The sequence below is a fragment of the Streptococcus mitis genome (genome assembly GCF_946190285.1).
Classification (GTDB): Bacteria; Bacillota; Bacilli; order Lactobacillales; family Streptococcaceae; genus Streptococcus; species Streptococcus mitis_CP.
In genome coordinates this window covers 287,217-307,740 of record NZ_CAMHZX010000001.1, presented here as the reverse complement: position 1 = coordinate 307,740, position 20,524 = coordinate 287,217, and the positions used below count along the sequence as shown (strand labels likewise).

General features: G+C 33.9%; 19 protein-coding genes. 18 read left to right on the top strand and 1 reads right to left on the bottom strand.

Annotation, left to right across the window (positions count from 1 at the left end; translation table 11 throughout):
• Positions 1 to 17: 17 nt before the first annotated feature.
• The 18 genes from N8L39_RS01540 to xerS all read left to right on the top strand — a co-directional run bounded on the left by N8L39_RS01540 (position 18) and on the right by xerS (position 19,428).
• Complete coding sequence (locus N8L39_RS01540) at positions 18 to 1,118, top strand: EpsG family protein (protein WP_261009897.1); 1,101 nt, start codon at positions 18 to 20, stop codon at positions 1,116 to 1,118.
• 15 nt (positions 1,119 to 1,133) lie between these two features.
• Positions 1,134 to 1,967: a glycosyltransferase gene (locus N8L39_RS01535; protein WP_261009898.1), complete on the top strand. Its 834-nt coding sequence runs from the start codon at positions 1,134 to 1,136 to the stop codon at positions 1,965 to 1,967.
• A complete protein-coding gene (tagD, locus tag N8L39_RS01530; RefSeq protein WP_261009899.1) occupies positions 1,964 to 2,362 on the top strand; it encodes a glycerol-3-phosphate cytidylyltransferase in 399 nt (132 codons plus the stop codon). Before N8L39_RS01535 ends, tagD begins: the two co-directional genes overlap by 4 nt.
• Before the next feature lies 1 nt (position 2,363).
• Positions 2,364 to 3,443, top strand: a complete 1,080-nt coding sequence (locus N8L39_RS01525; RefSeq protein ID WP_261009900.1) for a glycosyltransferase — start codon at positions 2,364 to 2,366, stop codon at positions 3,441 to 3,443.
• On the top strand, positions 3,440 to 4,549 hold the full coding sequence (locus N8L39_RS01520) for a CDP-glycerol glycerophosphotransferase family protein (RefSeq protein ID WP_261009901.1): 1,110 nt from the start codon (positions 3,440 to 3,442) through the stop codon (positions 4,547 to 4,549). Before N8L39_RS01525 ends, N8L39_RS01520 begins: the two co-directional genes overlap by 4 nt.
• 14 nt (positions 4,550 to 4,563) lie before the next feature.
• The gene (locus tag N8L39_RS01515) at positions 4,564 to 5,544 is read left to right on the top strand and encodes a glycosyltransferase family 2 protein (protein ID WP_261009902.1); all 981 of its coding nucleotides are present in this window, start codon (positions 4,564 to 4,566) and stop codon (positions 5,542 to 5,544) included.
• A 25-nt stretch (positions 5,545 to 5,569) separates the two neighbouring features.
• On the top strand, positions 5,570 to 6,577 hold the full coding sequence (locus N8L39_RS01510; protein WP_261009903.1) for a glycosyltransferase family 2 protein: 1,008 nt from the start codon (positions 5,570 to 5,572) through the stop codon (positions 6,575 to 6,577).
• 55 nt (positions 6,578 to 6,632) lie between these two features.
• A complete protein-coding gene (locus N8L39_RS01505; protein ID WP_261009904.1) occupies positions 6,633 to 7,592 on the top strand; it encodes a glycosyltransferase family 2 protein in 960 nt (319 codons plus the stop codon).
• A gap of 13 nt (positions 7,593 to 7,605) precedes the next feature.
• Positions 7,606 to 8,592 (top strand): glycosyltransferase family 2 protein, encoded by a 987-nt coding sequence (locus tag N8L39_RS01500; protein WP_261009905.1) that lies wholly within the window; start codon positions 7,606 to 7,608, stop codon positions 8,590 to 8,592.
• A 3-nt stretch (positions 8,593 to 8,595) separates the two neighbouring features.
• On the top strand, positions 8,596 to 9,585 hold the full coding sequence (locus N8L39_RS01495) for a glycosyltransferase family 2 protein (RefSeq protein WP_261009906.1): 990 nt from the start codon (positions 8,596 to 8,598) through the stop codon (positions 9,583 to 9,585).
• A 1-nt stretch (position 9,586) separates the two neighbouring features.
• Entirely contained in the window at positions 9,587 to 10,582 is a 996-nt protein-coding gene (locus N8L39_RS01490) for a glycosyltransferase (protein WP_261009907.1), read from the top strand.
• A gap of 5 nt (positions 10,583 to 10,587) precedes the next feature.
• Positions 10,588 to 11,550 (top strand): capsular polysaccharide synthesis protein, encoded by a 963-nt coding sequence (locus N8L39_RS01485; protein WP_261009908.1) that lies wholly within the window; start codon positions 10,588 to 10,590, stop codon positions 11,548 to 11,550.
• On the top strand, positions 11,551 to 13,101 hold the full coding sequence (locus N8L39_RS01480; protein WP_261009909.1) for a lipopolysaccharide biosynthesis protein: 1,551 nt from the start codon (positions 11,551 to 11,553) through the stop codon (positions 13,099 to 13,101). It abuts the gene before it with no gap.
• 10 nt (positions 13,102 to 13,111) lie between these two features.
• Positions 13,112 to 14,221 (top strand): glycosyltransferase, encoded by a 1,110-nt coding sequence (locus tag N8L39_RS01475; RefSeq protein ID WP_261009910.1) that lies wholly within the window; start codon positions 13,112 to 13,114, stop codon positions 14,219 to 14,221.
• A 249-nt stretch (positions 14,222 to 14,470) separates the two neighbouring features.
• Positions 14,471 to 15,322, top strand: coding sequence for a ribosome biogenesis GTPase YlqF (ylqF, locus tag N8L39_RS01470; RefSeq protein WP_261009911.1), 852 nt, complete (start codon positions 14,471 to 14,473; stop codon positions 15,320 to 15,322).
• Positions 15,309 to 16,088 carry a ribonuclease HII gene (locus tag N8L39_RS01465; RefSeq protein ID WP_261009912.1) on the top strand — a complete coding sequence of 260 codons (780 nt, stop codon included), beginning with the start codon at positions 15,309 to 15,311 and terminating at the stop codon, positions 16,086 to 16,088. Before ylqF ends, N8L39_RS01465 begins: the two co-directional genes overlap by 14 nt.
• A gap of 16 nt (positions 16,089 to 16,104) precedes the next feature.
• On the top strand, positions 16,105 to 17,655 hold the full coding sequence (locus N8L39_RS01460; RefSeq protein ID WP_261009913.1) for a ClC family H(+)/Cl(-) exchange transporter: 1,551 nt from the start codon (positions 16,105 to 16,107) through the stop codon (positions 17,653 to 17,655).
• A 702-nt stretch (positions 17,656 to 18,357) separates the two neighbouring features.
• Positions 18,358 to 19,428 (top strand): tyrosine recombinase XerS, encoded by a 1,071-nt coding sequence (xerS, locus tag N8L39_RS01455; RefSeq protein WP_261009914.1) that lies wholly within the window; start codon positions 18,358 to 18,360, stop codon positions 19,426 to 19,428.
• Positions 19,429 to 19,502: 74 nt separating this feature from the next.
• Here xerS and N8L39_RS01450 read toward each other — a convergent pair whose 3' ends face one another.
• Entirely contained in the window at positions 19,503 to 20,492 is a 990-nt protein-coding gene (locus tag N8L39_RS01450; RefSeq protein ID WP_261009915.1) for a lipoate--protein ligase, read from the bottom strand.
• Positions 20,493 to 20,524: the final 32 nt, after the last annotated feature.

Here is a 20,524-nt window from a genome sequence, read left to right as displayed (position 1 = left end):
TAAGGATAAAGAAAAAAATGACAATCTATCTTTTAATGTTCGTCTATATTTCTTTCCTTGCCTTTTTCTCACTAAAATATGAGGATAAAGAACAAGAGTTAAGATTTCTTGTTTTTCCAACTTTTTTATTTTTTATAATAATTGCAGGTTTTCGTACTTCTAGTGTAGGAGGAGATTTAGGAACCTATATCCATATTTTTGAATCAAATGACTTACAACTTCCGGATTTATCAAATCTATTTCGTTCTCGATTTGAAATTGGTTATTTAGTAAGTAATATTTTTCTAAGAAACTTCAGTTCTCACTATACATTTTTATTGTTTGCCTATGCCTTTATAACCTTATTTTTCTGGTTTTTTGTTTTTTATAAGCATTCTAAAAATGTTTACATGAGTTTATTGATTTACCTCAGCTCATTAGGACTCTTTTTTTATTCCTTATCAAATATCAGACAAGGTCTAGCAATCGCTTTAAGTTTTTTAGGATTTCACTACTTAGTAAAAAACAAGAAGATTTTAGCATCAATATTCATCTTATTAACTCCCTTATTTCATACATCTGGTATCGTCTGCCTCTTGTTTTTCCCCCTTAAAAAAATCGTTTTAAACAAAAGAGCATACCAGTTTGTGTTCATTTTATTTCTTATCATCTTTCCTTTTATCAAACAAATTGCCACTACCTTTATTTCTTTCTTTCCTCAGTATACTTCCTATCTGGAATCATCATGGTTTTTAGAAAGCAATAAATGGGCACCCGTATTTTTAACAATTTGGTATGGAATAGTTCTGGTCTTTGGAGAAGCAGTGATTAGAAAGAAAAAATTATCGACTGAAGAAGAATATATAAGAAGTCTATTCTTTATCACCTTTTTGCTAACCGCGTCAACTTTGCAAACAAGCCTTTTTGGTAGATTCGCACACTACTTTACCCCCTTTATTTGCCTATATATCCCCATGATTTTATCTAAAATAGATGACAAAAAAGTTCAGTGGATTTTCTTTTATTTACTAACATTGATTTATGCTTCAATCTTTCTGGTCATTGTTTATTTTAAAATTGACTGGTACAGCATTGTTCCCTACCGTTCGGTTATTGTAGATTGGTTATTTGGGAATTAGATTTAGGAGTATAAAATGAAATTTTCAGTTTTAACTACAGTATATAAAAAAGAAACTCCTAGAAATTTAAGGAAAAGTTTACTAAGCTCTTATCATCAGACCATTAAACCAGCAGAAATCATTTTAGTTTGTGATGGTACATTGCCAGAAGAGCTAGATAGAGAAATCGAAAAGTTGCAGAGAGAAATCCCTGTTTTAAAGGTTTTCCATTTACCTGAAAACTTAGGCTCAGGACCAGCCTCTCTCTTTGGAGTTAATCAATGCCAAACAGAATTCATTGCAAGAATGGATAGTGATGATTATTCTCTAGAAACAAGGTTTGAGAAGCAATTAGCAGCCTTTGAAAAAAATCCCAACCTCATCATGGTTGGTTCGAATATCCTAGAGAAAAATACAGAGTTTACCGCCTTAAAGAAAGTACCAGAAACTACAGCCGAAATTCGTCAATATTCGAAAATGAGAAATCCCTTTAATAATCCATCGAGTATGATGAAAAAAAAATATATCTTGAAGGCTGGTAATTATCGTAAGTTCCGCTATCTAGAGGATTATGACCTCACAATGAGATTGTTACACGATAATCCAACTAAGGATTTTTTGAATATCCAGGAACCTTTAGTTGTCATGCAGACAAACGATTCTAGCTATCTGCGGAGAGGTGGTTTCTTGTATGTAAAGACTGACTTTATGCTCCAATTAGATTTTTATCGTAGAAGAGACATTAGTCTAGTAGAATTTCTTAGAAATATTTTCCTTCGTAATGCGGTTCGAATTCTTCCGAATTCAGTTAGGAAATGGGTCTATAAGAAAAAAATGAGAGAAGATGTAGAGGTGATTAGGAAGATATGAAGAGAGTCATTACATACGGAACATTTGATTTATTGCATTACGGTCATATTAATCTCTTAAAAAGGGCAAAAGCCTTGGGAGATTATCTCATTGTAGGATTATCCACCAATGAATTTAATAGACTAGAAAAAAATAAAGAATGTTATTTTGATTACGAAGAAAGAAAATCGCTATTAGAGGCTATCAGATATGTGGATCTTGTCATACCAGAAGAAAATTGGGATCAAAAAATCTCAGACATCCAAAAGTATCATGCTGATGTCTTTGTCATTGGAGATGATTGGCAGGGCAAGTTTGATTATTTAAGTGATTTGGGAATAGAAGTTGTTTACCTACCACGAACAAAAGAAATTTCAACCTCTAAGATAAAGAATGATTTGAATCAAGGAAACTAGAATGAAATATCAAGTCATACATGTAACAGGCGGTGTAAGGAATACCATGAGCGGAGTACAAAGTTTTATAAAGAATCATATCCCAACTGATGATCAAGAGTTTGAATATATGGTGGGCGAGTCAAATGGAGACGCTCATTTCCCATTTAATCAATACCTAGATGAAAAAGAAATCAAACGCATTGTATTTCCAGCTCTAAAGATCTCTAAACTATTTGCCTATGCGAGAGAGTGCCGACACTTTTATGAAAGGAATAAGATTGACATTCTCCATGTCCATAATCCTATAACCGCTTTTATACATAATTACTATGCTCGGAAAAATGGTGTCCCAGTTAGGATTTACCACAATCATAGTAGCCAATTTTCAGACACTTGGTTAAAAAGTATTCGCAATCGATTTTTGGTCTTTTTGGCTTTGAAAAATGCGACCCATCGTATCTCTTGTGGCCAATTAGCTGGAGTTAAGATATTTGGAAAGAAATCATTTCAAATCCTTCCAAATGCAATTGACATCAACAAGTATCGGTTTTCTCCAACTTTTCGAGAAGAAATTCGCAAAGAGTTTCATATAGCTGAACATAAAAAAGTAGTTGGTATGATTGGCATTTTAAATCCCTTCAAAAACCAGAGTTTTTTGATTGAAATTGCTAAAGAATTACCTGACATTACTTTTTTCTTTGTTGGTGAAGGACCAGATCGTTCAATTCTAGAAGGAAAAAGTAATGAATTGAAGAATATCATCTTCACAGGAAAAAGAGAAGATGTTCATAAATTTTATTCAGCCTTTGATATTTTTGCCTTTCCCTCTTTGTATGAAGGTTTCCCAATCGTACTGGTAGAAGCTCAGTGTTCTGGAATCAATATTATCATGAATGAAACAATTGATCCAACAACTCAGATAGTTGGTGAACTCTGTACAGCTATGCCTCTAGATAAGGATAAATGGGTAAACTATATAGAAAAGGCGCCTATCAAGGAGAAGCAACGACAGCTGAATGAACACCTAAAGCGATTTGACATCGAAGAAAATGTTCAAAATTTAAAAGAAATTTATAAGCAAGGTTTAAAAAGAGAATGATCAACTATTTAAAACCCTTACTTTTTAAAGTTAGTGATTTTACTTATAAGATAAATAAAATGATTCCCAAGAAAAGGAATAGAATTGTTCTGTATTCTAACTGGGGATTTAGAGATAATCTTAGAACACTCTATCACTATTTAGTGGACAATGGCTATCACAAAGCATATGAAATTGTTTGTGCATCTAATGATTTTTATCATTTAGACAAAGAACATGATGTAAAGTATGTTTCTATTTATCGAGGTTTCTTTTATTTTTTAACATCTAAATATTTTTTCTATTCATTTGGTAAGTATCCTATTAAACCTGCACCAAACCAGATGGTTGTCAACTTGTGGCATGGAATGCCCTTGAAAAAAATTGGGAATCTTGAAGTTGGAATGGAAAAAATTGACTATAATTTTTTTACAAAATTAGTCTCCTCTTCGGAATTATTTACTCCAATCATGAAAGCTGCTTTTAATGCTAAAGATGAGCAGATGCTTCTTGTTGGCAATATTCGAAATGATGAGCTCTTTAAAGAGAAAAAAGAGAAGAAAATCATCTGGATGCCAACATACCGCAATTCTAAAAATTATCATGATAGCCAAGCAGCATTGATATTTTCTTTAGAAGAAGAGGATTTTCAAAACATTGAAGTACTACTCTCAAACTATGGGTATCAACTTTACATTAAACTTCACCCTCTTGAGGAGTCTCAGTTGAAATTTGAAATGAATTATTCGACCATTCATCTATTGTCAGAAGATATCATTAGTGAGCAGTATGGGACTTTATATACATTTTTAGGGACTACTAGCGCATTAATTACTGATTACTCTTCAGTATTTTTAGATTATTATTTATTAAATAGACCAGTGGCATTTACCATTAATGATTTCGAAGAATATAAGGACAAACGTGGTTTTGTATTTGATGATGTGAAGAGTTTAATGGTGGGGAGTGTCATTCGTGATTCACATGACTTATTAGAATTCCTAGAGAGTGTCATGAAATCTGAAGATACTTATATTGAAGAACGAAAAAAAGTCAATAATAGAGTCAATGCTATTCAAAAAGATTTTACAAAGACACTTTTGGATGAAATTGGATTAAGGAAATAAGGTTAGGATAAAGAATGATTAGTGTAATCGTACCCGTTTATAATGTGGAAACTTATCTGAAAGAGTGTTTAGACAGCATTCAAAATCAAACATACACAAACCTTGAAGTCCTTTTAGTCAATGATGGTTCAACAGATGGTTCACAAGCTATTTGTGAGCGTTATTGCCAAGCAGATAAGCGTTTCCGATTAATCAATCAAAGCAACCAAGGCCAAAGTGTTGCACGAAATACAGGTGTAACAGCTTCAAGAGGCGAATTCATTGCATTTGTTGATAGTGATGACATGATCCTACCGAATTATTTAGAAACCTTAATGAACTATATGAGTGGTGACGTAGATATTGTAGAAAGTCAGTTCACCGTACATAAAAAGAAATTCTTGGCAGAAAAGTTTCGAGATACAAAAATCCTTTTTAAGGGAAATTCTGAAGAAGCAGTGAAAGTTGTCCCTAACCACCTACTAAGTGTCAATCCAGTCACAAAGCTCTATAGAAGTGCTATTGTCAAAGCTGTCCCTTACTTAGAAGGGCTCATTTTTGAAGATATTTATAGCGGAATTGGCATGCTTAAATATATCAGAAAGATTGTTAAAATCGATTATGTAGGTTATTATTACCGTCAACATTCATCTAGTACGATGCATCGAAAATTTACAGAGAAAAATCTAGATGTATTTACTGTCAGCGATAAATTGATAGACTTGTATTCTGATAAGGAAGAACTTCTTCCTTATATTGGTAGTTTCTTAGTGCATGTAGCAACGATGCATTATCAAGATTATATCGAAAAAGGAAATCCATACGCAGAATTTTATAATCAAAAATTAGCAGAGTATGTAATATTAACAAAGAAAAATCCAGAGTTAGCTAGATCGTCTCGCTTAGTTAAGCTCTATAATGTTTGCCCAAAATATTATAATTCAATCGTATTCCCAATCTATTATGCAATTTGGAAATTCAAAAATGGTATTAAAGAAGTAAAGCTCGATGAATAAAAATAAATGAGAAGGTAATTATTTTATGATTAGCGTAATCGTTCCAGTTTATAACGTGGAAGAATATCTGGAAGAATGTCTAGAAAGTATTCAACATCAAACTTATACAGATATTGAAGTCATCTTAGTAAACGATGGTTCAACAGACACCTCAAAAGAGATTTGCGAACGATTTTGCCTGGTAGATAGTCGTTTCAAGTTAATTAATCAAGGAAACCAAGGTCTAAGTGTAGCCAGAAATCGTGGTGTGAAAGAATCCCTTGGCGAATACATCATGTTTGTCGATAGTGATGATGTTGTTAAAGAGAATATTATAGAAGTATTACTCTCATATATGAAGGCTGATGTGGATTTAGTAGAATGTAATTTAACTCAAAATAAAGAAGAATTACAGAAGAATAAACCGATTCAAGTTGTTTTCGAAGGTAATTCACCTGAATCCATTATAAAATGTATATCATTTAAAGAAGTGAAGTTTTGTGCTTTTACAAAATTATATAGAAGAGAAATTGTTGAAAAGATACCATTTTTAGAAGGTTATATTTACGAAGATGTTTTTACAGGAATAAATTATTTAAAACATATTCGAAAAATAGTAGTTGTTGATTATATTGGTTATTATTATCGAGTTCGTCCAAATAGTATTATGACGAAACCTTTTAATGAAAAAGATTTAGATATTTTTAAAGTGGGAAATCAGTTAATAGATTCTTTTAAAGATGATGAAGATATGCTTCCTTATATTGGATATTTTATGTTTTATCTTGGTCATGGACACTATTTAAAAGATGGAATAAATAAGAAGAATCCATATGTCGATTTATATGAAGATTTTATTCGAAACGCTGCTTTTATAGCAAAGCAATCCAAGGAAGTTGTCCAGAAATATCGTTTATTGCGACTGTACTTACTTGCTCCAAAATATTATACAACGATTACTCATCCCATTTATACAAGTATACAAAAGATTTGGATATCTACTAAAAAAGTAATGAATCATCTAAATGATAAATTACATATAGGAAAAAATTGATTGCCTGAATATATAGGGTAATACACTAAATTTTAAAGGAGATGTCAGAATAAAAATGATTAGCATTATCGTCCCCGTTTATAATGTGGAAGAATACTTGGAAGAATGTATAGAGAGTATAAGGCAGCAAACTTTCACAGATTTTGAAGTTATTTTAGTCAATGATGGATCTACTGATTACTCAAAAGAAATTTGTGAGGAATATTGTAGGAAAGATTCTCGTTTTCGCTTAATAAATCAGGAAAACCAAGGACAGAGTATTGCAAGAAATAGAGGCGTTGCTGAGTCTACAGGAGAATTCATCGTTTTTATTGATAGTGACGATATAGTAAAGTTTGATTTGTTGACACAATTAAAGAAGTATATGTCTGATGGAATTGATATTGTAGAATGTAATAGAACCGAAGATATTCAATATTTAAATTTAGAAAAAAAAGTAATTGATGTTAAAGAATTGGATTCAAATGAAGCGTTATATGAATGTTTTAATCATGGAGTAAGTTGGAGCCCTGTCGCAAAACTCTATCGCCGTAAAATAGTGGAGAAAGTTCCATTTTTAGAAAATTTAATTTATGAAGATTTTTATACTGGAATCGTCTCTTTAAAATATATTCATAGAATGAGAAAAATTGACTATATTGGTTATTATTATCGATATCATCCTTCTAGTACAATGAATCAGACATATTCAGAAAAGAATCTTGATATTTTTAAAGTTGGCGAAAAATTATTAGAGGAATTTAGAGAAGATAATTGGTTACCTTATGTAGGAAATATGTTATTTTTAGTTGGTATTGGACATTTTAAAAAGTATAACATAAGAGTTGGACATCCATATTATCAGTTATATGTTGATGCAATTGATAACTATTTTGAAATAGCTAAGAAATCATCAGATATTTTCAATTCTAGTAAATTATTAAGATGGTATAGCTATTCACCAAAATATTTTTTAAGTTTATATTATCCGTTGTATTTAAGATATTTAGAAATTCGAAAAAAATGGAAAATTTAATAGGAGCCTATTTATGATTAGTGTCATTGTTCCTGTTTATAACGTTGAAGACTATCTTGAAGAATGTTTAGAGAGTATTCAATGTCAAACTTATACCGATATAGAAGTGTTTCTAGTCAATGATGGTTCAAGAGATGGATCAAAAGAAATTTGCGAGAGATATTGTAGGCTGGACAGTCGTTTTCACTTAATCAATCAAGAAAACCAGGGGCAAAGTGCTGCGAGAAATCATGGAGTTAGTGTTTCAACAGGTGAATTGATCACTTTTGTGGATAGCGATGATGTCCTATCCATAAAATATTTAGAAATTTTGAATCGTTACATGACAGAAGACATTGATTTGGTAGAATGTCATTATAGAGCCACTAGAAGTGTTTTTGATAAATTAAAGGAAGTAGAGAATATTCAGATTGAGTTTGAGGGAAATTCAGAAGAAGCTGTTATAAAGAGTTGTAATTACGGTTTGTCTTATTCTCCAGTCTGTAAATTATATCGAAGACATTTAGTGGAAGATTTTCCATTTTTAACGGGAGTTATTTATGAAGATATTTATCACGGTGTAGGATTATTGAAATTTATACGAAAAATGGTAAGACTTGATTATGTAGGCTACTATTATCGAGAACATTCAAACAGTACCATGAGAAGACGATTTTCTGAGAAAAATCTAGATTTGTTTACTTGTTGTGATAAACTAGTGGATTTGTTTGCTTTAGATGAAAAATTAATCCCTTATATCGGAAAGTTTTTAGTTCAAATTGTAACGACCCATCATAAAGATTTTATAGAAAAAAATAATCCCTACCAAAAGTTATATGAAGAAAAATTAAGAGAATACATAAAACTTGTTGAAAAATCTCCAGAAGTAGCAAGAACTAGTAAAATGGTTAAACTATATCGACTAGCACCTAAATTCTATTTACGCTATACGTTTCCAATTGTAAATAGAACCTGGAGATGGTTGAATTATTTGAAAGAGCTCATTTCCAAAGGAGAATAGATTTTGGAGTACGATAAATTGATAAGTGTCATTGTGCCAGTTTTCAATGTTGAAGAGTATCTGAAAGAATGTTTAGATAGTATTCAGTGTCAAACTTATAGCAATATTGAAGTAATACTTGTTAACGATGGTTCTACGGATCATTCACAAGAAATTTGTGAGCGCTATTGTCAACAAGATCCTCGTTTTCACTTAATCAATCAAGCAAATAAAGGATTAAGTGGCGCTCGTAATCGTGGTATGACTGAATCTAAAGGCGAATTTATCACTTTTGTAGACAGTGATGATGTCATTAAAGATGATATGTTGGAGCAATTATTAAAGCACACGACTTCAGAAGAAGTGGACATCGTAGAATGTTGGTATACAAATGATCAAAAAGAAATAGAAATCCCTTCTCCCGAGAATGTCAAAATTATTTTTCAGGGAAATGCCCAAGAAGCTTTAGTCTCTTTATGTAAAGATAATATTGTCCGTTTGAATGCAGTTGCTAAACTTTTTCGAAGACAAGTGATTCTCAATTTCCCATTTTTAGAAGGTTTATTTTATGAAGATGTGTATGGAGGAATGGGAATCTTAAAACATATTCATAAAATGGTGAAAATCGATTATATAGGATATTATTATCGCGTGCGTTCTGGTAGTATTATGAATCGCGAATTTAGTTTGAAAAATTTGGATTTGTTTGCGATTTGTGATAAAGTGGAGCATTTATATGATAGAAATGCTGACTCACTCCCATACATACATCGTCGCTTATTTCATTTAGTCTTGATGCATGTTGTCGATTATCGTATATTTGATGAGAATCCCTATCAAGAAAAATATGTCGAGTATCTGAATCGTTACGCTAAAAGTTCAAGCAAATCATTATTAATGCGAGCCTATCGATTATTCCCTAAAAAGATTGTCTTTATTTCAAGAGTTGTTGGAGCCATTCAATGGAGATTTGAAAAATATATTGTAAAAAGATTTTGGAGAGGGTTGAAGTAGTATGAATTATTACTTAAAAGAATTTTACGCAGAAGCCAAACATGCAGGATCTAAAGCAAGATTAGATGCTGAAAAAATAATGCTAGAAGCAGGATATCAACCTTTTTCCCTAAATAATGATTCAAATCCCATCACTTTGACAAAAAATGATGTGTTAGTTCTTCAATTTCCGTTATTATGGCATTCCTTAAAAAAACAAATTTTTACGAGATTTTTGAAAAATAGGACATTCAAAGCTTATTTACTGATTCATGATATCGAGTCCCTGAGAAACAAAAAAATCAGGTCATTTACAGATTTTAAACATTCCATTATCCATTTTTTACAGAATAAAACAGTCCTTGAAAAAGTCGATGGTATCATTGCTCATAATGATAAGATGAAAAGTGAACTCATTCGTTTAGGAATATCAGAAAATAAAATTATTTTATTAGAAATATTTGATTATTTGATTCCACATTATAAAGAGAAGAAAACTTATGAGAAAAATACGGTTATAGTTGCTGGAAATTTCGATATTCAGAAAGCAAAATACGCAAGACAATTACCCGAAAAACCAGATTTTTCCATTTATGGCATTAACTTTGAAGAGGAGAATCTTCCTCACAACGTTCATTATCAAGGTGCTTTTTCTCCTGATGAGCTTCCTAGTCACTTGCATGGTGGTTTTGGCTTAGTCTGGGATGGAGATAGCCCCCATACTTGTAGTGGAATGTATGGAGAATATTTAAAGATGAATAACCCGCACAAAGCTTCTCTTTATTTAGCATCTGGTTTTCCAATCATCGTATGGAGTCAATCTGCCTTGGCTGATTTTGTAAGAAAAAACCATTGTGGAATACTTGTTGATTCATTGTTTGAAATTGCAGATTGTTTAAACTCGATTGATGAAGAAGATTATCAAGAATTGATTAAAAATAGTAAAATAGTAGGAGAGAAACTTCGTAACGGACATTTTCTAAAAACAGCTTTAGAAAAATGTGAAAGGAACTTGTAGAGTTTATGAAACTACAAATCTTACAAAATAAAATGGCTCGCTATTGTCAAATTTTAAAATATTATGGCCTTAAACTAACATGTGTTTACTTTCTTGCACAAAAATCTGACAAGATGTTTTATGATTTTCGAAGAAAGATTCTTTTGGATTTTGTACTGAAATTACGAAAAGAAGCTCAAATAGATGATTCGAGTGATGAAAAAGAAGAAGAAACAACAGAATTTCCGAAAATGATTTGGACAATGTGGCAACAAGGAGAAGCTCAAATGCCTGAGACGGTCCAGGCTTCAATGAAGACCATAAAAGACTTCGCCAAAAGAAATGACTGTAAATTCTATTTGTTGACAGATGAAAATCTGGCGGATTTCATCAATATTCCATCAGACATCACCGAAAAATACAAGAAAAAAGAATTATCAGCTGCACATTATTCAGATATTATTCGTTTTAGTCTCTTATACCAATATGGTGGAATTTGGATGGATGCAACCTTATTTGTATCTCCCTATGCAACTTTAGAAATTTTTGAAGGGGACTTTTTTAGTTTGAATCATCCACCTATACGATCTGAACAAATAGAACGAACTGTTGGTGATTTTAAATGGGCAGGTTTCTTTCTAGCAGGAAAAAAAGGCAAGCCGTATTTTAAACATATTCGTGATTTATATCTTTACTATGTTCGTAAATACCCAGTTTTTGTTCATTACCTGATGATGGATTATTTTATTTTGTCCGAATATGAATCAAATCATGAATTTAAAGAATTAGTGGATAGATTACCTATTCTATCACCAGCTGAGCGTGTTTGGTTTTTAAGAGACCATGCCCATGATCTTTTTGATGAAAAAGAATGGGAAGAAGTGTTGAAAACAACACCGATTTTGAAAACGACTTATAAAATCAAGAAAGAAGAAGTTCTTCCAGAGAGTTATCTCAATCAACTTTTACAAGGAAAATTAAAGGAATAGATGAAATACACGAAAAAAAGTAGAACCGAATTTGCCACCTTAAATACAAGTATAGCTCTTGCATTGCAACCTTTTCAAGTCCTTCTTGGCTTTATCAATCGAACTATTTTTATCCATTTACTTGGGGTAACCTATCTAGGATTAAACAATTATTTGTCTAGCTTAGTTTCTATCCTGTCTTTGGCAGAATTAGGGGTTGCTGGAGCCATGAGCTATGCACTATATGGACCCTTAGACAGAGAAGAACATGGAAAAATCAATGCCTTTATGATTCTTTTCAAAAAATTATATAGAATCATTGGCTTTTCTATTTTTATACTGGGTGCTATACTTTCTTTATTTCTTCCTTATATGATAAAGGATTATACGGTAAATAGTGAATTATATTTGATTTTTTTCCTCTTTGTATTTAACTCAGCTTCAAGCTATTTTTTCTCCTATAAACGAACCTTACTTTATGTCGATCAGCGTAATTATGTGATGACTTTGATTGACTTTGGATTAAATACGCTTCGCGTATGCTTGCAAATCGGAATTTTATTCTTTACAAAAAATTATATCTTTTATCTATTGATCAGTATCATCATGAATTTTATAGGGAATATCATCATGTCGCGGATTGTAGATAGATTGTATGGTTACTTGTTTAAGAATAAGATAACACCCATTAATCAGGAGGAAAAAGGAAAATTTATCCGAAATATCAAAGGAAATATAGTCGGTAGTATTGGAGAAACGATTGTTTTTCAAACAGATAGTATTCTAATGGCAAGTTTTGTCAGCTTAGCAGCTATAGGTATTTATGGGAATTATACCTATGTTTTAGGATTTCTTTCACTGATTTTAAATACTGTGATTAATTCAGTTGTTTCTTCCGTAGGTAACTTAGTCCATTCGGAGTCTACGACAGTAGCAGATATGGTTAAATTCCTAAAAAAATTCCAATTTATTGCTTTTAGCCTGATTTATTTTGCTAGCTTAGGCTATTTAATGTTCATTCATCCATTTATGACTATCTGGTTAGGCGAGAGTTTTTCATTTAATCGTACAGTTGAGATTTTGATTGTCCTTCATTTTTTCCTAACTTTTTATAGAAGACCGATTCTAACGTTGATTTCAGTTTATGGCTTAAGTTATGAGCAAAATAAAAAAGTTATCGTCGAGATTTTATTAAATATTTCCCTTTCACTCTACTTTTTAGCGATTTTAGATTTAGGGGTATCTGGAATTTTATTGGGTACGATTTGTTCAACAGTCTTGACCTGTACATGGTATGAACCCTATAGCGCCTTTAAGTATGGATTGAAAGCTTCCTCAAAGGACTTTTTTAAAACATTGTTACAAGATTTCACTGTCGCAGGGATAAGCTTCCTACTTTTGAGTTTGCTGGATAACTTAGTCTTAACTCAGCTAGATTTCATTTTCGGTTTGACCATCAAAATAGTCCTTTATTTGACAGTATTAGGTAGTTACGTTTTCCTATTTAGAAATCATGAAGGTGGAAGACAAATTATCCTGATGATTCAAAAAGTATTAAAGTTAAAAAAATAAGGAGAAATCAATGAAAAGAATATTGGTTTGTGGTCTGGTTCCAGATGTTGGTGGCTTGGAAAAAATTGTTCTAGATTTTTATAACCATATTGATACCTCTGAATTTGAACTGGAATTTTTACTACAAGGTCCTGAAGATGTTGAATTTAGTGATCATTTTAAGAAGCTTTGTCACAATCCTCTCGTCGTTCATAGAATCCCTAAGTTAAGACCTCATATCAAGCAAGCATTAAAAGAATGGGATAATTTTTTTAAGAAAAATGCCCATCGTTATGATATTTTATGGTCGAATCAAAATGGATTGACTCATCTAGAATTTTTAAAATTAGCAAAGAAATACGGAATCGAAAAAAGAATTGTTCATGGACATTGTGCAACAGCCGATAAATTTTATCGTTTTATTCACCCTATAAACCGACTTTTTGTTGGCAAATATGCGACAGATTTTTGGGCCTGTGGAACAGAAGCGTTGAACCATTTTTATCATGGTCAAGAACGAGAAAAAGCTTTAGTGATTCATAATGCCATTGAGCTAGAAAAGTTTTTATATAATGAAGAGACAAAACTTAAACTTCGCAAAGAATATCATATTCCAGAAGATTGTTTAGTCGTAGGACAAGTTTCTCGTCTATATGAAAAACAAAAAAATCAAAGTTTTTGTGTTAAGGTATTTTCTGAAATCGTCAAAAAAGAACCGAATTCTCGTCTAGTATTTATCGGAAGAGGAGACACTGAGTTTTTAGAAAACTTGGCAAAAAAATATGGAGTAGCAGACAAAGTTATCTTTACAGGCTTGACCACTAATGTCGGAAAAATGCTAAATCTTCTAGATGTTTTCTTTTTCCCATCTAATTTTGAGGGATTACCGATTGTACTCATTGAAGCTCAAGCCAATGGATTACCTGTTGTAACAGCAACTCATTTACCAGATGCAAGGATACTAAATAATTATGATAACAGTCTGTCTTTGAAGGATTCTCTTGAAGAATGGGCGGATAAGATTTTGTCAGTTAGAGATCATCGAGAGCTTGATACAGAAAAGGTGAAACAGCTGATAGATGAAAATGGCTACGAGATTGAATCAGCAACCAAACAGTTAGAAAAATTATTTGATGAGTAATAAAAAATTGATGGAGAGGACAAACATGTCTTCTCTAATTTTTTTATAATGATTTAATAGTTTGGAACACTATTTAATCCTGAAGCAAAAGCGGACAAAATAAAGAAGTCATGATATAATATAAAGTAGATTTCTATGTCATAAAACAAGAACTGTTTGTACATCATTCATTTGAAAACTCTCTATGTTCAAACAATAGTAAATTATATAAGAGGCTCGAAACCCTTGCTACGAAAGGAAAAAAACTCAATGGCTACTATTCAATGGTTTCCTGGTCACATGTCTAAAGCACGTCGACAGGTACAGGAAAATTTAAAATTTGTTGATTTTGTGACGATTTTGGTGGATGCACGCTTGCCTCTATCTAGTCAAAATCCTATGTTGACCAAGATTGTTGGTGACAAACCAAAACTCTTGATTTTAAATAAGGCAGACTTGGCTGATCCAGCAATGACCAAGGAATGGCGTCAGTATTTTGAATCACAAGGAATACAGACTCTTGCTATCAACTCCAAAGAGCAAGTGACTGTAAAAGTTGTAACAGATGCGGCCAAGAAGCTCATGGCGGATAAGATTGCTCGCCAAAAGGAACGCGGTATCAAGATTGAAACCTTGCGTACCATGATTATTGGGATTCCCAATGCTGGTAAATCAACTCTCATGAATCGTTTGGCTGGTAAGAAAATTGCCGTTGTCGGCAACAAACCAGGTGTGACAAAAGGGCAACAATGGCTCAAAACTAATAAAGACCTTGAAATCTTGGATACACCGGGAATTCTTTGGCCTAAGTTTGAGGATGAAACTGCTGCATTGAAACTGGCCTTGACAGGAGCTATTAAAGACCAGTTGCTTCCTATGGACGAGGTAACCATTTTTGGTCTGAATTATTTCAAAGAACATTATCCAGAAAAGCTGGCTGAACGCTTCAAACAAATGAAAATTGAAGAAGAAGCGCCTGTTATTATTATGGATATGACCCGTGCCCTCGGTTTCCGTGACGACTATGACCGCTTTTACAGTCTCTTCGTGAAGGAAGTCCGCGATGGCAAACTCGGTAACTATACCTTAGATACATTGGAAGACCTCGATGGCGACGATTAAAGAAATCAAAGAACTCCTTGCAACGGTCAAGGACCTAGATAGCCCTATTTTTTTAGAGCTTGAAAAGGATAATCGCTCAGGAGTTCAAAAGGAAATCAGCAAGCGTAAAAAAGCTATTCAGGCAGAATTGGATGAGGATCTTCGTTTGGAATCCATGCTTTCCTACGAAAAAGAACTTTACAAGCAAGGATTGACCTTGATAGCAGGTGTTGACGAGGTTGGTCGTGGTCCTCTGGCTGGGCCTGTAGTCGCTGCAGCCGTTATGTTACCTCAAAATTGTAAGATTAGAGGCCTCAACGACAGCAAGAAAATTCCTAAAAAGAAACATCTGGAGATTTTTCAAGTAGTTCAAGACAAAGCATTATCAATCGGTATTGGTATCATGGATAATCAAGTCATTGACCAAGTCAATATCTATGAAGCAACCAAACTGGCCATGCAGGAAGCAATCTCCCAGCTCCGTCCGCAACCTGAGCACCTTTTGATAGATGCCATGAAACTGGATTTACCAATTTCACAAACATCTATCATCAAAGGAGATGCCAATTCCCTTTCAATTGCAGCAGCTTCTATAGTAGCCAAGGTGACACGTGATGAATTGATGAAGGAATATGATCAGCAGTTCCCTGGCTATGATTTTACTGCTAATGCAGGATATGGAACTGCTAAACACCTAGAAGGCCTGAACAAACTAGGAGTTACCCCAATTCACCGAACCAGCTTTGAACCCGTTAAATCACTGGTTTTACGAGAAAAAGAAAGTTAAGTTAGAAGGAATGATTATGGAGGAACAGTCAGAAACACTCAGCTCCAAGAAAGAATTTGCCTTTGCCTCAAGCACAATATTATCCCAAGTTGGACGAGGAATCGTTGTTGGTCTCGTTGTTGGAATTATCGTTGGATCCTTTCGGTTTTCAATCGAAAAAGGCTTCCACCTGATACAAGGGCTTTATCAAGATCAAGCACACCTAATGCGCAATCTTTTTATCATTGGTCTATTTTATTTAATAGTTTGTTGGCTCAGTGCGAAATTAACTCGGTCAGAAAAAGACATCAAAGGCTCAGGAATTCCTCAAGTCGAAGCCGAATTAAAGGGACTCATGACTCTCAACTGGTGGGGAGTTCTTTGGAAAAAATATATTTTAGGAATTCTTGCTATTGCTAGCGGTCTTATGCTGGGGCGCGAAGGGCCAAGTATTCAACTTGGAGCAGTCGGTGGTAAAGGAATTGCCAAATGGCTCAAATCCAGTCCAGTAGAGGAACGATCCTTGATTGCGAGTGGAGCTGCCGCTGGTCTAGCTGCAGCCTTTAATGCTCCAATAGCGGGTCTTCTCTTTGTCGTAGAAGAAGTCTATCATCACTTTTCTCGCTTTTTCTGGGTATCTACTCTAGCAGCTAGTCTCGTAGCAAACTTTGTCTCTCTGCTCATATTTGGTCTAACGCCAGTGCTAGATATGCCTGATAATATCCCTCTCATGACCTTGGATCAGTATTGGATTTACCTTCTTATGGGAGTTTTTCTTGGACTATCTGGTTTTTTATATGAGAAAGCTGTGCTCAATGTTGGCAGAGTTTATGATTGGCTTGGTCAAAAAGTCCGTTTGTATAGAGCATATTATCCAATCTTTGCCTTTATTCTCATCATACCAGTCGGCATCTTTTTGCCACAAATCCTTGGTGGTGGAAATCAGCTGGTTCTTTCCTTAACTGAGCAAGATTTTAGTTTCCAAGTTCTATTAGCTTACTTTCTGATTCGCTTTGTTTGGAGCATGATTAGCTATGGAAGTGGCCTTCCAGGAGGAATTTTCCTACCAATTTTAGCACTTGGCTCCTTACTTGGGGCTCTAGTTGGTGTTATTTGTGTCAATCTCGGACTTGTAAGTCAAGAGCAGTTTCCTATATTTGTCATTCTGGGAATGAGTGGCTATTTTGGAGCAATATCTAAGGCACCCTTAACCGCTATGATTCTGGTAACCGAAATGGTAGGAGATATTCGCAACCTAATGCCACTTGGATTAGTAACCCTGGTCGCCTACATCATCATGGATCTACTCAAGGGTGCACCGGTCTATGAGGCTATGTTGGAAAAAATGCTGCCAGAAGAAGCGACAGATGAAGGAGAAGTCACTCTCATTGAAATCCCTGTTTCAGATAAAATAGCAGGAAAACAAGTACACGAACTCAACTTACCACATAACGTACTCATCACCACCCAAGTCCATAATGGCAAGAGCCAAACAGTTAACGGCTCAACCAGAATGTATCTCGGAGATATGATTCACCTAGTTATTCCAAAAAGTGAAATTGGGAAAGTCAAAGATTTACTGTTGTAGGAGTTTTTACATAATTTATGTTATGTAAAAATAAATTTCTTAATTAAATATATTAGAAAACCGATTCTCAGCAATGAGATCGGTTATTTTTTACAGATAAGATATTTCACATACAAATAATTGAGCTTTGGTAAAAATAAGACTATAATCAAGTTAGAAATGATAATGCACAAAGCTAGAAAGGAGTTTACTGTATCAAATCTGTACAGCAAGATTATAAAAAAGAAAACGATAGCAATCATACAATGCATTTTGTATCTCATAGCTCCTTATATAGCTCTTCAGTTGTGTAGTATTAACAGAAAGTTTAGTGGGTAAGTTCTTTATTATTTTCCTTATTCTGTTAACTATTTCATTCTGGTTTAGTATTTGGAAACTAGAAAAAGCACTGGCTAATGATTCACAATTTCTAACCCCTTTGTAAGCCTAGAAACATTGATTTAATAAGGTTTCAATTTTTAGCAAAAGTCGTTTTTACTAAAATGTACAATTGGACAAATTTTAGTTTTCACTTTGATAAGGTACATTTTAGGCAATTTTGGACGAAAAAAATTTTTTAGTTATTCAAAATTTAGATTCGTATTACACAGGTCTAAGTCTTTTTTAAAAGCTCTATGACATCTTTCCGAAAAACTATAATTTTCTTGAAAAATAAATAAGTATATGCTATACTACTAGTAGACTTATTTATGGAGAAAATACATGAAACGTGAGATTTTACTGGAACGAATCGACAAACTAAAACAAATCATGCCCTGGTATGTTCTGGAATACTATCAATCTAAGCTTGCTGTTCCTTACAGTTTTACAACCTTGTACGAATACCTCAAAGAATACGATCGATTTTTCAGCTGGGTTATGGAGTCTGGCATTTCAAATGCTGATACAATGTCTGATATTCCTTTATCTGTCTTGGAAAATATGTCTAAGAAAGACATGGAATCTTTTATCCTTTATCTTCGAGAACGTCCTTTGCTGAATGCTAATACAACCAAGCAAGGAGTTTCTCAGACAACTATCAATCGAACCCTGTCAGCTCTTTCCAGTCTTTATAAGTATCTAACCGAGGAAGTCGAAAACGATCAGGGGGAACCTTATTTCTATCGTAATGTAATGAAGAAAGTTTCAACAAAGAAAAAGAAAGAAACGCTTGCTGCCAGAGCTGAAAACATCAAGCAAAAACTCTTTTTAGGTGATGAAACAGAAGGTTTTCTTACTTATATTGACCAAGAGTACCCTCAACAGCTCTCTAATCGAGCTCTATCATCATTCAACAAAAATAAAGAACGTGATTTGGCCATTATTGCCCTTCTCTTGGCATCTGGTGTCCGCTTGTCTGAAGCTGTTAATCTGGATCTAAGGGATCTCAATCTCAAAATGATGGTTATCGATGTCACTCGAAAAGGGGGCAAACGTGACTCGGTCAATGTTGCTGCCTTTGCAAAACCTTATCTAGAAAATTATCTGGCCATTCGTAATCAACGCTATAAGACAGAAAAAACAGATACAGCCCTTTTTTTGACACTCTATAGAGGTGTTCCTAATCGTATCGATGCTTCCAGTGTGGAAAAGATGGTTGCTAAGTACTCTGAGGACTTCAAAGTCCGTGTAACACCCCATAAACTACGCCATACCCTAGCAACCAGGCTCTATGATGCTACTAAATCGCAAGTTTTGGTCAGTCACCAGCTAGGACATGCCAGCACACAAGTCACTGACCTCTATACCCATATCGTTAATGATGAACAAAAGAATGCTCTAGATAGTTTATAAAATACATAAAATAAATTATGTAATATATGATTTTTAAAAAAGAAGCTGGTCCTACAACCAACTTCTTTTTTGATTTATCCAACTACCGCTTCAGCGATTTCTTCACGGCTAATACCAGCGAAGTAGCGTGTGATATCAATGGTTTCTAGCGCCTTAAGGACGTCTTCGCGTTCGTATTTTACCCCACGAAGGACATCTTCTACTGCAGCAACGTCTTCAATACCAAAGAAGTCACCATAAATCTTGATGTCTTGGATTTTTGATTCGACGACATTAGCAAAGACTTCCACCTTACCACTAGTGAATTTTGTTCCACGACGGACGTTAAATTCAGGTGATTTACCATAGTTCCAGTCCCAAGTACCAAACTTAGTGTCCTTGATGCGATTGATTTCAGCTATTTCTTCCTCAGAAAAAACGTATTCTGTCATCTCTGGATACTCTTTTTTCATGTATTCCAAGAGTAAATCACGGAATTCTTCGACTGTGATTTTTTCTGGTAGTTCATTGACAATATTGGTGACACGAGCACGAACAGATTTCACACCTTTTGATTCAAATTTATCCTTTGAAACCTTGAGGGCATTTGCTAGGACTGACAAATCAACGTCAAAGAGCAAGCAACCGTGGTGCATGATACGGCCATTGATATAGGCTTGAGCATTGCCACAGAACTTCTTGCCATCAATCTCAAGGTCATTACGACCTGTGAACTCAGCTTTAACCCCAAGTTGAGCTAGTGTATTGATAACTGGAGTTGAGAAGCTCTTGAAGTCAAATGCCTTATTTTCATCTTCTTTGGAGATGATCGTGTAGTTGAGGTTATTTAAATCGTGGTAAACAGCTCCACCACCACTGATACGGCGAACTACCTCAATGCCATTTTCGCGAACATAATCACGGTTGATTTCTTCGATGGTATTCTGGTGACGACCAACAATGATAGATGGTTTATTGATCCACAGAAGGAAGATTTGATCCTCATCCAAAAGGTGTTTAAAGGCATATTCTTCCAAGGCAATATTAAAGGCAGTGTCGTTTGAATGATTGATAATATATTTCATGATATCCCTTTATACGATAGAGACTGGAAAGT